Here is a 14,393-nt window from a genome sequence, read left to right as displayed (position 1 = left end):
CGCGGCTATTGATGTAGGACTTTAGCCCCTAAAACCACCGGGTGACTGGCTCCTGTAACTTCAGGCTGGTTACCCGGTTTTTTATGCTCGAAACACCAGCCTAACCAGGCAAAAGCGATTGCCTCAACCCATTGCGGGTCAACGCCTAAACTCGCTGTAGTATCGCATTGAATCGGCGCTAAGAGCTTAGTTAAGCGCTCCATCAATAATGGATTTCGGGTGCCTCCACCACAAAAATAAGCCGTATCGGGTTGTTGTGGCAGGGTTGTCAGTGCATCTTTGATGCTAATAGCGGTAAGTTCGGTCAAAGTGCGCTGTACATCAGCCGGGGATATATCCTGCCCGACCAATTGTTGTTGCAGCCATTTTAAGTTGAACTCCTCGCGACCTGTACTTTTGGGAGCTGGCTTAGCAAAAAACGGATGCTGCAATAAACGCTTTAGCAGGTCAGGCTGAAGTTTGCCTGCACTCGCAAACTGAGCGTTTTCATCGAAGCTTTTACTTGAGTCATTATGCTGAACCCATTGGTCGAGCAGAGTGTTGGCAGGCCCTGTATCAAAGCCCAGTATGTTGCCGTTATGACTAAGCCAGGTGACATTGGCAATACCACCTAAATTAATCACTGCAATGCTTTGATTCTCGCGAGCAAAAACTTGCTTATGAAAAGCCGGAACCAATGGCGCACCCTGGCCACCTGCGGCAATGTCTTTGCGACGGAAATCGTAAATAACATCAATGCCCGTACCCAAAGCCAACCGTGTAGGGTCGCCAATTTGACAGGTGTAGGCTGGTATTGAATTGGGTTTGTGTCGAACAGTTTGCCCGTGACTGGCAATGGCGATAACTTCTTTTGCTGTTATATCCGCTTGTTCAAGGAGTTGATGTACCACTTTGGCACAAAGCTCGGAAAAAGCGATATCTAAGCTGGCCAGCTCATCTGCCTGCCAGGTATCTGTATGACTTAAAGTCAGTAAGCCAGCGCGGAGTTCCGGGAGGAAAGACAAAGAGTGATGAGCTTCAAGTTTAAGTGTGCCTTGCGCGTCTATCTGGACCAATGCCGCGTCAACCGCATCCATACTGGTGCCCGACATCAGTCCAATATAACGCTGAAACATTACTGCATCGCCAGGTAAACGCGTCTGTTGTCGTTTAGTATGGCCATTACCTGATCCGCGTGTTGGCGGAACGAAGGCAATTCTGATTCGCCCAGCGACTTAGCTTCCGGCAATTCCACTGTACGAGGGTTACGATGTACACCGTCTACGAGGAATTCGTAGTGTAAGTGTGGACCCGTTACCCGACCTGTAGCACCGACACGGCCAATAACCTGACCCTGTTTAACACGGTCACCATTTTTTACGTGCTTACGGCTAAGGTGCAAATACTTAGTCACATAGCGTTCGCCGTGCTGAACAAAAATAAAGTTGCCGTTTAACGAGCTATAGCCCGCGGAAACAACTTTACCGTCGCCGGAAGACATCACTGGCGTACCGGTCGACGCTGCGTAATCTATACCGTTGTGCGGGCGTACCCGGCCCGTAACAGGGTGCAGGCGACGAGGATTAAAGCTTGAACTTATGTAAGTAAAGTTAACCGGTGAACGCAGGAAGGTCTTGCGCATGGCGCGACCGTTCGGCGTGTAATATTGTCCATTGTCGTGAAGAATGGCCTGGAAGTTCTCATCCCGGTTTACAAACTCTGCCGCTAAAATTTTGCCATAGCCAACAAATTCACCGTCTACATAGTGCGTTTCATAAAGTACGCTAAACTCGTCGTTTTTACGCAGGTCTAAAGCAAAGTCGATATCCCAACCAAAAATATCGGCAATGCGCATAATTTGGTTGTCAGTCAGACCTGAGTCGATACCGGCATTCCAGAAGCTGGAGTCAATAACGGCATGAGTAAACTCTGTGCGAACTTCAACTTCTTTAGTTTCTATTTCAGCAACAAAGTTGTCGTTCTGGCGAGTAATAATAAGCGTCTCGGTATCGTTTATCTGGTGCGCTAGCTGCACTAGATTATCGTCACTGTCGGTCGCAAAGCGAAGCAAATCACCGGGGTGGACTTTACGCAGGTACTTCGCGTCATCACCGGATTCGGTTACACGATAAAGCTGCTGAGCACTAAAGCCTACTTTGCTGAATATTTTTGCTAAGCTGTCACCCGACTTAACCTGATAGGTCTGCCAGGTCAGTTCTGAGTTTTCGGAGTTTTCATCTGAACTGGATTGTTCAAAAGCTAAATCCAGCTGGTATCGTTTGCCCGGCATTAACTGCTCTGCTGAAGTACTGTTCTTAGATGCCGTAGCAGGTTCCGACGGAATGATTAGTAATAGCAATAGGGCAACGCTGATCGCACTGATCAGAATTTTATGAGAGTGCGGAAGTTGCAGGAACATCCGCTGAATTTTGGTGACAGATTTTAATGTCATATTTTAGCGCACTTCACTTTCTTTATTGTGATTATCCAGTAAACATTTGTCAGCAAACACTGGGATTACCGCACCTGTTTACGACCACGGAATAACCTTATGGTTTCGAGGATAATACGAAAAAATGAAGAATACCAGATTATTGAGCTTAAAACAGTGGTAATAATGGCGTAAAATGGCTGGTTTATGAGTTTTTACAGTTGGAGATGAGGATGAAAACCGAAGTAGCGGAAGCTATTGCCGAGATTACTCGCGGTGCCGAAGAAGTTTTGCTCGAGCAGGAACTGGCTGAGAAGTTAGCCAGTGGTAAGCCGCTGATAGTGAAAGCTGGCTTTGACCCAACTGCCCCCGATTTACACTTGGGCCATACTGTTTTAATTAACAAGCTGAGAGTATTTCAGGATTTTGGCCATAAAGTGGTTTTTCTGATAGGTGATTTCACCGGCATGATAGGTGATCCTACAGGCAAAAATGTCACCAGAAAGCCGCTGACCACAGAACAGGTTATTGCTAACGCTGAAACTTATAAAGAACAGGTTTTTAAAATTCTCGACCCGGCTAAAACCGAAATCCGTTTTAACTCCGAATGGATGTCGAAAATGGGGGCGGCCGACATGATTAAACTGGCTGCGCGCCAGACCGTAGCTCGTATGCTAGAACGTGATGACTTTAAAAAGCGCTATCAGAACAATCAATCCATAGCCATTCACGAGTTTTTATACCCATTAGTTCAGGGCTGGGACTCGGTTGAATTAAAAGCAGACGTTGAGCTTGGCGGAACCGACCAGCGTTTTAACCTGCTAATGGGTCGTGAACTGCAAAAAGAAGAAGGCCAGCGTCCACAAACTGTCATTATGACACCGTTGCTGGAAGGACTGGACGGTGTGCAGAAAATGTCGAAGTCATTAAACAACTACATTGGCATTACTGAACCGGCGAATGACATGTTTGGTAAAATCATGTCGGTGTCAGACGAGCTTATGTGGCGCTACTTCCAGTTGCTCAGCTTCCGTTCCATTACCGAAATTGACGAACTGAAAGCCGCTGTAGCTGACGGGAAAAACCCGCGTGATGTGAAAGTTTTGCTGGCAAAAGAGATTATTGCTCGTTTCCACTCGGAAGACGACGCAGAAAAAGCCGAGCAGGATTTTATTCAGCGTTTCCAGAAAAACGCCTTACCGGACGACATACCTGAAAAGACGGTGCAAGTTGGCACTGAGGGAATGGCAATAGGTAATGTGCTAAAAGAAGCCGGGCTGGTTGAGTCCACCTCTGAAGCGCTACGGATGATAAAACAAAATGCCGTTAAAGTGGACGGTGAGAAATTCAGCGACTCGCGTTACCTCTGCACAGAAAAGGACTCTGGAGTTTATCAGGTGGGTAAACGCCGCTTCGCTAAAATTAACTTAACCGCCTAAGAGCGTTAAATGTTGAGGCTATAAAGTCATTAAATAGTAAAAAGGCGCCTTCAAAGGGCGCCTTTTTTCGTTTCTGCAGTTCAGAGGTTTTGCTTTAGACTCTGAAACTCTTAATTGAGTCCTGGAGCTCATCGGCCAGTTTAGCGACTTCATTAGACGCCTGAGCTGTTTGTTTGGAACCAGAAGCCGTTTGTTCGGCAATGGAAACAATAGACTCAAGACGCTCGCTGATATCCTGCGCAGTACTACTTTGCTCTTTCGCCGCATTAGCAATATGGTTACTGCTGTCAGACGCCTGATGCACTGACTCAGTAATAGACTGAAGTGCCTGAGCTGCTTCATCGGACTGTTGAACACTGAGTTCAGCCTGCTCGCGGCCTTTATTCATTACGGTAACCGCTCGCTGAGAGTCATTCTGCAGATTCTCAATCATGTCCTGAATTTCTTCGGTGGACTCTTGAGTACGGCTGGCCAGAGTACGAACCTCATCAGCAACAACCGCAAACCCGCGGCCTTGCTCACCGGCTCGTGCCGCTTCAATGGCAGCATTCAGTGCCAGCAAATTAGTCTGGTCGGCAATACCGCGAATAACATCCAGAATGCCACCAATGTTTTTACTGTTTTCTGACAACTGATCGATAACTTCCGATGCGCCTTTAATTTCATTTGCCAGGCCTTCGATAGTTGCACGGTTCTTGTCTGAAATTTGACGAACGCGTTTTGCTTCATCATCAGAGTGTTGAATTTCGCGTAAGGCCTGTTCTGCACCGTCAGCCATTTCGCTGGCAGTACTATTCATTTCCTGAGTGGCCGTGGCTACTTGCTCAATTTGACGGCGCTGTTCGTCAATGGCGTTAGTTGTCTCGTCTGAAACATTGGAAGACTGCTCCGCGGCCGTAGCTAGCTGAGTGGCGCGGTTCGCAATACCTTCAATAAGTTTACGTAAATTACCGGTCAGTTTATTGGTATTTGAGGCTAGCTCTCCAAATTCGTCCTGCGAGCTATAGTCAACACGTTCGGTTAAGTTACCATCAGCCATAATGTTCAACATGTGGTTAACGCGTGACAATGGACGGCTGATACTACGTACGGTGTACCATGAAATAAACACGGCCAGAGCAATAGAAATAATGGTGATAATACTATTGAGCCAGCTACTGGTAGAGATAGAGTCTGTTACTGAAACCCGTGTACCGTCGGCTATTCCGCGAACCGCAGTTTGTAGACGGTCGGCTTCAGCCATTAATTTATTTAGCTGGACTTCTGATTTATTCAGAGAGTCTTCTGAGTCTACACGAAGCTGTTGGCGACGAATGACATTGTCCGGATACGAACCAGTGCCTTGAAGGCTGTCGAGCGCATCACGAACTGTCGCAATTGCATCATCTACCATTGAGGCTGTACCGCCTGTAGCCTCATTATCTAAAACTTCCAGGCGAGGACGAATACTGTCAATATTTATGTCAATTTCGCTGCGAATGATTTGAGCACTGTCTAATTTATTCGCTTTGTTCAGGTCATACATTAAAGTGATGAGACTGGACAGTGACGATTCGATGTTGCTGGCTTCACGGGAGATTACTTCGTTATTAGAGGCATCCATGGTGTCCAGCAGCATGATAGCGGCATCATCAATATTGAATGCAATTTCATCTAACTGCGAGGCAGTAACATTTTGCAGTTCGAGGTATTCACTGTGCTGACTAAACAGGCGGTCTATCAGACTAATGTACTGGCGTGAGTCTTTTTCCAGCTCGTTAATTTCGTCACTCTGACCATTCCCCTGAATAAGCTCTTTAAGCTTATCAAGAGAGGAGAAAAGCAACTTGTTAGATTCGTTAAACTCTTTTTTGTGAGCTGCTACCTGTTCTAAACTTTCATCATAAAAAGTTTCTAGCTGAACATTACCCAGCTCGAGAATATCGACTTTAATAGCCGAGACTTGATTCAGTGCCGGTACTGCCTCATCGTTGAGCTTATCAACCGACGAGCCTATGCTGTTGATATTAAACAACGAGCTTAAGCTAATGATGAGTAACAGCAAAGTAATGATGGCAAAACCACCGATAACTCGCATGGCAACAGTAATTTTCATGAAACTTTCCTCAGCACTGCATAATTATTATTATCACTTCCCGGTCAAAGCCGGTTCATGAAAGAAGGTTTTATTTTCAACGCTGTATAACGTCATGTACTGACCCCAAACACAGCCAGTATCCAGCGCTATCACATCCTGACGGCGGGTTTCGCCCATTAGCGCAGCCCAATGCCCGAATAATACTCGATTCTCAGATTTTGACCAAAAGTTAAACCATGGCTTATACGAATCCTGCGACGAACGCTCATATGGATTATCTTTTTGAGAAAAATCCAGTTCACCTTCCGGGTTACAGTAACGCATTCGGGTAAAGGCGTTCACTATAAAACGGTATCGGTCAAAACCTTGCAGACTTGAGTCCCATTTTCCCGGGGAGTTGCCAAATAATTGCTGCATAAAGTTTTCAAACTCATTGCCAGCAATAACTTTCGTGACTTCCTGCGCGTATTGACTGGCTTGTTCGAGTGTCCACCATGGGTAAATACCGGCGTGAGCTATTACCGTTTTGTGCTCTATCAGCTGGTGCAGCAAAGGCTGGTGGCGAAGCCACTCTAACCAGTCATAGCGGCTGCTGTCTTCTAGCAATGCGTTAAGTTTATCTTTCGGATTAGGTTGTCGGCAACCCAGCAACACTGCCATTAAGTTTAAATCGTGATTACCTAATACGGTGTGTACCGAGTTACTGTTTTCGTAGAAAAAACGCAACGCATCGCGCGAATCGGGGCCGCGCGCGACAATATCACCTACGCACCATAATGAGTCGTTTGCAGGGTTAAAGCTGACTTGAGTAAGCAGAGCTTCAAGTTCGCGGAAGCAGCCCTGAATATCACCAACAACGTAATTGCTCATAATTAATGAATAATATTAGGAATGGCCAGCCGGAAAGACGGAATCGGCGCTTTAAACTGCGAGCCATGTTCATCTATCATCAGGTAATGACCTTCCATAGTGCCAATAGGCGTAGCCAGAACGGTGCCGCTGGTATAACTGAACGATTCACCGGCAGCCAGTTTAGGCTGTTGTCCCACAACTCCATCACCGGCCACCCGGGTAATCTTATTGTCGGCATCGGTAATGCGCCATTCGCGGGCAAGTAGCTGTACTATCTGGCTGGACTCATTGGTTATGGTTATGGTGTAAGAAAACACATATTGTCCGGTATCAGGGTTTGACTGAGCCGCTAAATATTGTGTTTTAACCTCTACTGTAATGTTACTGACTGTCATTCTTTTTCGCTTGTTCGGTGAGCCAGTCGGATATCCTGCAGTAATCGTCTACAGAGAGTGTTTCCGGTCTTGCGCCCGGGTCAATGCCAAGGGCTTCCAACTGCTCTGCAGGAACCAACTGTTTAAGGTTGTTTCTTATTGTTTTACGGCGTTGATTAAAGGCTGTCAAACATAAGCTGTGCAGTTGCGCTTTATCTTTAACTGGATGAGGGCTTTCGGTGTAAGGTTCTAACCGAACCACCGACGATTCTACTTTCGGTGGCGGCGTAAACGCCGATGGAGGAACGGCAACCACCGGGGTGACTTTACAGGCTTGCTGCACGCCGACGCTGATTCGGCCGTAACTCTTTGAACCGGGCTCTGCCGCCAAGCGATCAACGACTTCTTTTTGCAGCATAAAGTGCATATCTTTTACGTCATCGGCAAACTTTAACAGATGAAAAATGAGTGGCGTGGAAATGTTATAGGGCAGGTTGCCGAACACTCGTGCCGGACTTTCTTCGGCAAACTGGCTAAAATCTATGCTTAATGCGTCAGCTTGAATCACTTCCAGTTTTGGGCTTAAAAAAGGGTGATGCTGCAGTCGTTCAACTAAGTCACGGTCAATTTCGATAACTTTTAAATGACCACTGCGATCTACTGTCGGTTCAGTTAATGCCGCTAAACCCGGGCCAATTTCAATCAGGTTTTCACCCGGTTGAGGGTTAATAGCATCAACAATCTGCTCAATAATGTATTCGTCATTCAGGAAGTTTTGGCCAAACCGTTTACGCGCCCGGTGACCCAAGTGGGTTTTACTTCCACCCTGGTGTTTACTCCCACTTTGGTTCTTATTCATAATACGCTGCTCTTGCCATATCTATAGCGGTTTGCATTGCCAGGCGGCAACTACCGTCGTTAATCTTGCCTGATCCGGCCAACTCAAGAGCTGTACCATGATCAACAGAAGTTCGGATATAAGGTAACCCGAGTGTAATGTTTACCGCCTGACCGAAACCTTTATATTTTAATACCGGAAGGCCCTGGTCGTGATACATCGCCACTACTGCACTGGCGTCTTCCAGATACTTAGGCTGGAAAATGGTATCTGCGGGGTAGGGACCGTGAAGGTTCATGCCCTGCTGCTTAAGTTGTTCCAGAACAGGAATAATAATCTCTATCTCTTCCCGGCCTAAATGTCCCGACTCTCCGGCATGAGGGTTTAACCCGCAAACTAATATTTTGGGCGATGACTCACCGAATTTCTTGGTCAGGTCGTTATGCAGTATGGTAATAATGTTGGTCAGACGCTCGGCGGTAACGGCTTTTGCCACGTAGGCCAGCGGAATGTGAGTCGTCACCAGTGCCACGCGCAGGCCTTCTGTGGCCAACATCATAACCACATCGTTGCAGTTTGCTTCATGGGCTAAAAATTCAGTGTGTCCTGAGAACGCCACACCGGCTTGATTTATCACACCTTTGTGTACCGGGCCTGTAACAATGGCATCAAACTCGCCTGAAAGGTTACCGTCAGAAGCCCTTTTTAAGCAATCAACAACATAATGGCCATTGGCTGTGCATAACTCGCCCGGAGTCACTTCGTCACACACCGGAATATGTTCTACCCAAAGGTGTCCGGGTTCATGTTGCGGTAGCTCTTCACCCTTTTTGTACTTGTGCAAAGTAATAGGAAGATCCAATTGCTCAGCACGTTGTTTCAATAAACTCTTATCTGCACAGACAACGACAGCAGCCGACCAGGGCTGCTGTGCTATTTTTATAATCAGATCCGGGCCTATACCTGCCGGCTCACCCGGTGTGAATACAAGGGTTGGTATACTCACTCAGCAACTCTTCTGATAAAGGCCTGATCGCGAATTTCCTGCTGCCAGTTATCGAGTTCTTCACGGAACTTACGGCTAAACAGCATTTGGTATGCGCGTTCTTGCTTATTTTCTTCAGTTGCATCCAGAGTTCTGCGATCGGTAACTTCAACAATGTGCCAGCCAAACTGCGTGCTGAACGGTTCACTTATTGTGCCTTGCTCAATGTTTTCTACTTTTTGCTTGAACTCCGGCGCGTATTTATCAGGACGAGCCCAGCCTAAATCGCCGCCGCGAGACGCTGAACCGGGGTCTGCTGAATGCTCACGTGCCAGTTCTTCAAAGGTTTTCTCACCACTTGCTATTTGCTCACGATACTGAGCCAGCATTTCTTTCGCTTTGTTGTCCGACAAAATAACGGAAGGCTTGATTAGGATGTGACGTGCTTTAACTTCCTGAACTTCGACTGTCTGCTCTCCGCGCTTGTCCTGTACCTTCAAAATATGAAAGCCGATACCGCTGCGGATTGGACCAACAACGTCACCCACAGATTTTCCGTCCACAGCTTCAGCAAATAAGGTCGGCATACTGTTAACTGTCATCCAGCCCATGTCACCACCGTCAAGCGCGGCAGAACCTGAGGATGAACGTACAGCCAGGTCAGCAAAGTCGTTGCCTTTGTCCAGTAAGCTCAGAACGGTATTGGCACGCTCTTTGGCTTTTTCTAGTTCGGCCTGAGACGAATTTGAGTCAGCAGAAATCAGAATTTGGGCCAAACGGTACTCGGTCTGAACTTCCTGGTTACTTTCTATTAGCTTTACCAGGTTATTGATTTCCTGTGGCGTGATAGAAACGCGTTGCTGTACAGCGGCGCGCTGAACTTGCTGGATAACCAGTTCGTTACGAATATTTTCGCGGTAGGTCGCCCAGCTCATACCGCTGCTGACCATGTTTTCACGAAGTTCAGCTGTTGTCAGGTCTTGATTATTCGCAATTTCGTTAATGGCTTGCTCTAACTGATTGTCGTCAATTTCGATACCCATGCGGTCAGCCATTTGCAGCTGAATTTCCTGCAGTACCAGGCGTTCTATAGCCTGAGTTTCTAAAACGTCGTCTGAAGGCGCGTTACTTGCGTTGAAGTTCTGACCGTTTTTAACTTGTTGGATAAGTTGGTCAATTTGGCTTTGCAGTACCACACCATCGTCCACTACGACGACAACGCGATCCAGTATTTGCTGAGCCTGAACGGTGTTATTCAGCAAAAAAGACGATGCAATCAGCACAGCTGCTGAACAAAACGATGCAATTTTTTTCATTATACCTACCACTAGTTACTGAGATAAAAAGGACGGCGGTAACCGTACGTACTTTTCTCAAGCATGTTAATTAGACCACTGCTATCAGAAGCTAAACCGCTGATAATAAATTGTATACTAATGCCATTGTCAAATTGAGTTTCGCCGTTTATCTGAGTCGCACTAAAAGCGGGCTCAAGATCACGGTTTATGCGTCTGTATGCGCTAACCCGTAAGGCCCAGCAACAACTGCTGTATTGAACGCCCACCATAGCATCATTTAAACGATCATGTGTGAGATCGTAAAAGACATTCGATGCGACTTGCCAGCGTGAACTTGCTGACCAAACTGCCTGCGTTCCAACTTGTTCAATATCGTTGTTCAGAATGTTGGTTGCCGTGCGGTGACTGACCTGTATCAGGTTTGATTCATCTTTACGGAACTCTACCGCGGTCTGACTCTTGCGGGTGGTGTTAAGTTCCGTATCGTACTGAATTGAGCTGCGTAGTGACCAGTTCTCATCAACGGCCCAGTTAATGTCGGCAACCCACTCACTGTTACTGGAGGTTGTGGTTTCTTCATCGCTGGCAAACAATTGCGTACGACTGTCATTAATATTGTAAATTTGCCCAATACTGGCTCGCAGCACTTCTCGTTCATTCTGAGTGAATAAGCTGCTGCTGACACCGTAAGTTATTTGATTAGCCTCGGCGATACGATCCAACCCCGAAAAGCGGCGGCTACGGAACAGTCCGTGATAATCGTCTTGCAATAACGACGTATCGTAAATGCCAATGTTCTGTTGGTTTTCATAGGGCACATACAAATACTGAATTTGCGGCGACAGGGTTTGACGGTATTGGCTGTCACCCAGTTCAATGGCTCGTTCCAGATGCAAACGGGCTCTGACCCGGGCGCGGGGCAGTGTCCGGGTAACTTCTTCGGTAATGTTAGCATCCGGGCTTTCCTGCCAGTAGCGCGTATAGAGATAAGACAGCTCGGCTTCTGTGTCAAAAGCCGGTTTTTCAAAACGGTACTGAATGCTCGGCTCTACGTGTGCCCGGGTCGCGTATTCGCGCGCCTGATCCTGATTCTGAAAGTAGGTTAGCTCGTTGTATAAGTTGGCGCTGAAGCCGGTGAAGTCGCCGGTATTATAGTCGATACTAAGCTGCGGTAATGTGCGATAAGGGCTGCGGTAGTCTCCAATAAGCTCGTAGTCTTCGGTGCGTAATTGTGCGGTCCAGTTTTCATTATCGTAGTCAAGCTGGGCTACGCGATACAAATGAGTGTCGGCGCGGCCGGCAAAGTCACTGCCAAAGTCATTCAGATAGTTGTCGTCACTAATTTCGGTCGCATCAAGGTAGAAACTCAAGTCCTGGTTTATTTGCGCCGAATGCTGAACGTGCCAAAGGTAGCGTTTTTTATTTGCAATGCGGGTGTCGTCATTGCCTAAATACTCTAAATTGAATTGCCCTGCATTTTGCTCAAATAAATATCGGTATTCGCCTTTCATCATGGTGCCGCGCTCAGACATATAAACCGGAGCTATTGTGGCATCCATATTGGGCGCAATATTAAAGTAGTAAGGTACTTCTACTTCAAAACCACTGTTTGATGATGAGTCAAACGTGGGGTAGAGCAAACCGGTTTTACGCGCGTCACTTAATGGAAAATTAAAATAGGGCAAGTAGAGTACCGGTACGTCAAATAACTCAAACCGGGCATGCCAGGCTTCACCGAAGTCGCTGGTTTCATTTATCTCAATGCGCTCTGCGCGTAATTGCCAGGCCGGGGTTTCGCCCGGGCAGGTGGTGAAGCTTGAGTCTTGCAATAAAACTTCCTGCCGGGACAACGAAAGTAATTCTGCATGGCCCCGCGCGTTATGATTTCGCAGGCGGTAATCACTGTTGTAGAGTTTGGCCTCGTCATCGTTTAAGTCCAGCGATAACGAATCACCGGTAACGCTTAAATAGCCGTCATTAAAAGTAATGCCGTCTGAGGCGAGAATTTCGCCCCTTTGCTGGTCTATAGTGGCCTTTGAAGTTGACAGCCACTGTCCGTTGCGCTGAATGATGACGTTACCAGTAAAATACGCTTTTTCATTGGCGAGAATTTCGGCACTACGCGACTCGACGCCAATAGTTCCGGCTTCGGTTTTCTGCAACTGGACGGCGCCAATCATACTTTCAGTGGACTGAGCCACCGTGCAAGTCATGTGTTGTGGTGCGTCTTGATTTTGTAAAGCCGCTAGCGCGCTGCCGGTAAAGGGCAGTAGCATTAGCGAAGTAATAAACCGTTGCAGCAATTTAATCTTCCGTCGTTGTTGTTAAATGCATTTATTCTGTTTTGCAGCGCGAGGGTATAATAAAGCAATTTTGTTTGTTTCGCTATTTGGTACACTGCTAGTTTTAAGGCTTTGCGACAAATTTGGTGGAGGATATTTTGGAAGACAAACGAGAAGTGGCTCTGCAGGCTTGGTGTGAAGCCCAGACAGGCGTTTCACAACCAACTTTAGAAGTTGTGTCTGGTGATGCCAGTTTCCGTCGTTATTTTCGGGCAACTAATGGTCAGGAAAGCCTGATAGCGGTTGATTGCCCTCCCGAAAAAGAACCAATGAAGCCTTTTTTGGCTGTTGCACAAGCCTATTCTGAAGCGGGTGTTACTGTGCCGGAGATTATTGCGGCAGATTTAGATCAGGGTTTTATGCTGCAATCCGATTTCGGTCAGATATTGTTGCTGAGCAAACTGCATCCGCGCAATGCCCGGCAATACTACCAGCAGGCACTTGCCGCGCTGCCTAATATTATGTCGGTACGCCGGACTGAGCAGGGCCAGTTGCCTGCTTTCGATACCGCTTTGCTGGAACGCGAGCTGTCGTTATTTAAAGACTGGTTATTGAAACAGCACCTGAATTTAGACTGGCATGCCGGGGACGATGAAATTTGGAACCAGTTTAGCCAGCAAATGATTGATAATGCATTGCAGCAACCGCAGGTGGGAGTTCATCGGGACTTTCATTCGCGCAACTTAATGCTGCTGGATGATGATCGTATCGGTATTATCGACTTTCAGGACGCGGTACTGGGACCAGTGACCTATGACGCGGTGTCGTTACTACGCGACTGCTATATTGAGTGGCCGCAAGAGTTGGTTAACGAATTGAGTGAAGGGTTAAGGCAACAACTGATTGAGTCTGATTGCTTAGCGGCGCAGGTTGAGCCGCAGCAGTGGCAACATTGGTTTGACTGGATGGGGTTACAGCGTCACACAAAAGCGGCTGGTATTTTCGCCCGCTTGGCGCACCGGGATCACAAGCCCGGTTATTTACAGGATGTACCAAGAACCCTGGACTATTTGCAGCGAGTAAGTGCTAACTATTCTCAGCTTTCAAATTACAACCGCTGGTTGCGTGAGCGCGTTATCCCAGCCTGGAAGGACAGCCTATGAGAGCGATGATTTTAGCTGCCGGACGGGGCAGTCGAATGCGCCCGTTAACGGATAATCAGCCAAAGCCTTTGTTACCAGTGGTAGGGAAACCATTGTTAGGTTACCACCTGGAAAAGCTGGCAAATGCAGGTGTTAATGAGGTGGTTATTAATCACGCCTGGCATGGTGAGCAAATTGAAGACTTTGTCGGTGATGGCAGTCAATGGGGGCTGCAGGTTTCTTTTTCGAAAGAACCTGAAGGTGGGCTTGAAACCGCAGGCGGTATTATTAAAGCTTTGCCTTTACTCGGAGATGACCCGTTTTGGGTTATTAATGGCGATATCTGGACAGATTGGAATTACCGGGATTTACCAACGCGCTTAGACGAAGAGCAACTGGGGCATTTAGTTATGGTGGATAACCCGGTTCATCATCAAGACGGTGATTTTGTCATTGAAAATGGAATGTTGGTTAATGAAGTTAAAGAAGGCCAACAAACTAAAACTTTTTCCGGTGTGGGTCTGTATCGTAAAGAACTGCTGGCGCCATACCCTGATGGGAAGCAACCATTAAAACCTTTTTTCGACCGGGCAATAGACAAGAAGCAACTGGCAGCAAGCCATCAGGATGGATTTTGGACAGACGTAGGTACACCGGAGCGCCTACATCAACTTAACCAGCGGTTGGAGAAATAAC

At 47.1% G+C, this 14,393-nt stretch carries 12 protein-coding genes; 3 read left to right on the top strand and 9 right to left on the bottom strand.

All coding sequences use genetic code 11. The features are described 5' to 3' along the window. Window positions 1-5 precede the first annotated feature (5 nt). A complete protein-coding gene (locus ACN0TF_RS12545; RefSeq protein WP_417442204.1) occupies window positions 6-1,115 on the bottom strand; it encodes an anhydro-N-acetylmuramic acid kinase in 1,110 nt (369 codons plus the stop codon). Continuing rightward, window positions 1,115-2,431, bottom strand: a complete 1,317-nt coding sequence (locus ACN0TF_RS12540; RefSeq protein ID WP_417442203.1) for an OapA family protein — start codon at window positions 2,429-2,431, stop codon at window positions 1,115-1,117. The genes ACN0TF_RS12545 and ACN0TF_RS12540 overlap by 1 nt, the downstream gene beginning before the upstream one ends. A gap of 212 nt (window positions 2,432-2,643) precedes the next feature. Here ACN0TF_RS12540 and tyrS point away from each other — a divergent pair, with 212 nt between their 5' ends. Then, window positions 2,644-3,849, top strand: coding sequence for a tyrosine--tRNA ligase (gene tyrS, locus ACN0TF_RS12535; protein WP_272988970.1), 1,206 nt, complete (start codon window positions 2,644-2,646; stop codon window positions 3,847-3,849). Window positions 3,850-3,943: 94 nt separating this feature from the next. On the opposite strand, the gene ACN0TF_RS12530 is transcribed toward tyrS, so the two are convergent. Genes ACN0TF_RS12530 through ACN0TF_RS12500 form a run of 7 tightly spaced genes read right to left on the bottom strand, consistent with a single transcriptional unit; the run spans window position 3,944 to window position 12,576 of the window. Next, window positions 3,944-5,944 carry a methyl-accepting chemotaxis protein gene (locus tag ACN0TF_RS12530; protein WP_286823192.1) on the bottom strand — a complete coding sequence of 667 codons (2,001 nt, stop codon included), beginning with the start codon at window positions 5,942-5,944 and terminating at the stop codon, window positions 3,944-3,946. Between the two features lie 33 nt (window positions 5,945-5,977). Beyond that, window positions 5,978-6,796: a symmetrical bis(5'-nucleosyl)-tetraphosphatase gene (locus ACN0TF_RS12525; RefSeq protein ID WP_417442202.1), complete on the bottom strand. Its 819-nt coding sequence runs from the start codon at window positions 6,794-6,796 to the stop codon at window positions 5,978-5,980. Window positions 6,797-6,798: 2 nt separating this feature from the next. Beyond that, entirely contained in the window at window positions 6,799-7,173 is a 375-nt protein-coding gene (gene apaG, locus ACN0TF_RS12520; protein WP_286823190.1) for a Co2+/Mg2+ efflux protein ApaG, read from the bottom strand. Then, a complete protein-coding gene (gene rsmA / locus ACN0TF_RS12515; protein ID WP_417442201.1) occupies window positions 7,160-8,011 on the bottom strand; it encodes a 16S rRNA (adenine(1518)-N(6)/adenine(1519)-N(6))-dimethyltransferase RsmA in 852 nt (283 codons plus the stop codon). Before rsmA ends, apaG begins: the two co-directional genes overlap by 14 nt. Continuing rightward, window positions 8,004-8,996 carry a 4-hydroxythreonine-4-phosphate dehydrogenase PdxA gene (gene pdxA, locus ACN0TF_RS12510; RefSeq protein WP_417442200.1) on the bottom strand — a complete coding sequence of 331 codons (993 nt, stop codon included), beginning with the start codon at window positions 8,994-8,996 and terminating at the stop codon, window positions 8,004-8,006. The genes rsmA and pdxA overlap by 8 nt, the downstream gene beginning before the upstream one ends. Further along, the gene (gene surA, locus ACN0TF_RS12505) at window positions 8,993-10,291 is read right to left on the bottom strand and encodes a peptidylprolyl isomerase SurA (RefSeq protein WP_417442199.1); all 1,299 of its coding nucleotides are present in this window, start codon (window positions 10,289-10,291) and stop codon (window positions 8,993-8,995) included. The genes pdxA and surA overlap by 4 nt, the downstream gene beginning before the upstream one ends. An 11-nt stretch (window positions 10,292-10,302) precedes the next feature. Then, window positions 10,303-12,576, bottom strand: coding sequence for an LPS-assembly protein LptD (locus ACN0TF_RS12500; protein ID WP_417442198.1), 2,274 nt, complete (start codon window positions 12,574-12,576; stop codon window positions 10,303-10,305). A 137-nt stretch (window positions 12,577-12,713) separates the two neighbouring features. On the opposite strand from ACN0TF_RS12500, the gene ACN0TF_RS12495 reads away from it, so the two are divergent. Both ACN0TF_RS12495 and murU read left to right on the top strand, forming a co-directional pair. Next, complete coding sequence (locus ACN0TF_RS12495) at window positions 12,714-13,718, top strand: aminoglycoside phosphotransferase family protein (protein WP_417442197.1); 1,005 nt, start codon at window positions 12,714-12,716, stop codon at window positions 13,716-13,718. Beyond that, window positions 13,715-14,392, top strand: a complete 678-nt coding sequence (murU, locus tag ACN0TF_RS12490) for an N-acetylmuramate alpha-1-phosphate uridylyltransferase MurU (protein ID WP_417442196.1) — start codon at window positions 13,715-13,717, stop codon at window positions 14,390-14,392. Before ACN0TF_RS12495 ends, murU begins: the two co-directional genes overlap by 4 nt. Window position 14,393: the final 1 nt, after the last annotated feature.

Origin of the sequence: Idiomarina sp. (assembly GCF_048265525.1) — a bacterium.
Taxonomy (GTDB): Bacteria; Pseudomonadota; Gammaproteobacteria; order Enterobacterales; family Alteromonadaceae; genus Idiomarina.
The sequence above is the reverse complement of the archived record's forward strand: the minus strand, read 5'-3'. Positions and strand labels throughout refer to the sequence as shown.

Excerpts from the sequence above, each read along its gene's own strand:
- apaG (WP_286823190.1), bottom strand. The coding sequence starts at position 7,173 with ATGACAGTCAGTAACATTACAGTAGAGGTTAAAACACAATATTTAGCG.
- murU (WP_417442196.1), top strand. The coding sequence starts at position 13,715 with ATGAGAGCGATGATTTTAGCTGCCGGACGGGGCAGTCGAATGCGCCCG.
- tyrS (WP_272988970.1), top strand. The coding sequence starts at position 2,644 with ATGAAAACCGAAGTAGCGGAAGCTATTGCCGAGATTACTCGCGGTGCC.
- ACN0TF_RS12545 (WP_417442204.1), bottom strand. The coding sequence starts at position 1,115 with ATGTTTCAGCGTTATATTGGACTGATGTCGGGCACCAGTATGGATGCG.
- rsmA (WP_417442201.1), bottom strand. The coding sequence starts at position 8,011 with ATGAATAAGAACCAAAGTGGGAGTAAACACCAGGGTGGAAGTAAAACC.
- ACN0TF_RS12525 (WP_417442202.1), bottom strand. The coding sequence starts at position 6,796 with ATGAGCAATTACGTTGTTGGTGATATTCAGGGCTGCTTCCGCGAACTT.
- ACN0TF_RS12530 (WP_286823192.1), bottom strand. The coding sequence starts at position 5,944 with ATGAAAATTACTGTTGCCATGCGAGTTATCGGTGGTTTTGCCATCATT.
- surA (WP_417442199.1), bottom strand. The coding sequence starts at position 10,291 with ATGAAAAAAATTGCATCGTTTTGTTCAGCAGCTGTGCTGATTGCATCG.
- ACN0TF_RS12540 (WP_417442203.1), bottom strand. The coding sequence starts at position 2,431 with ATGACATTAAAATCTGTCACCAAAATTCAGCGGATGTTCCTGCAACTT.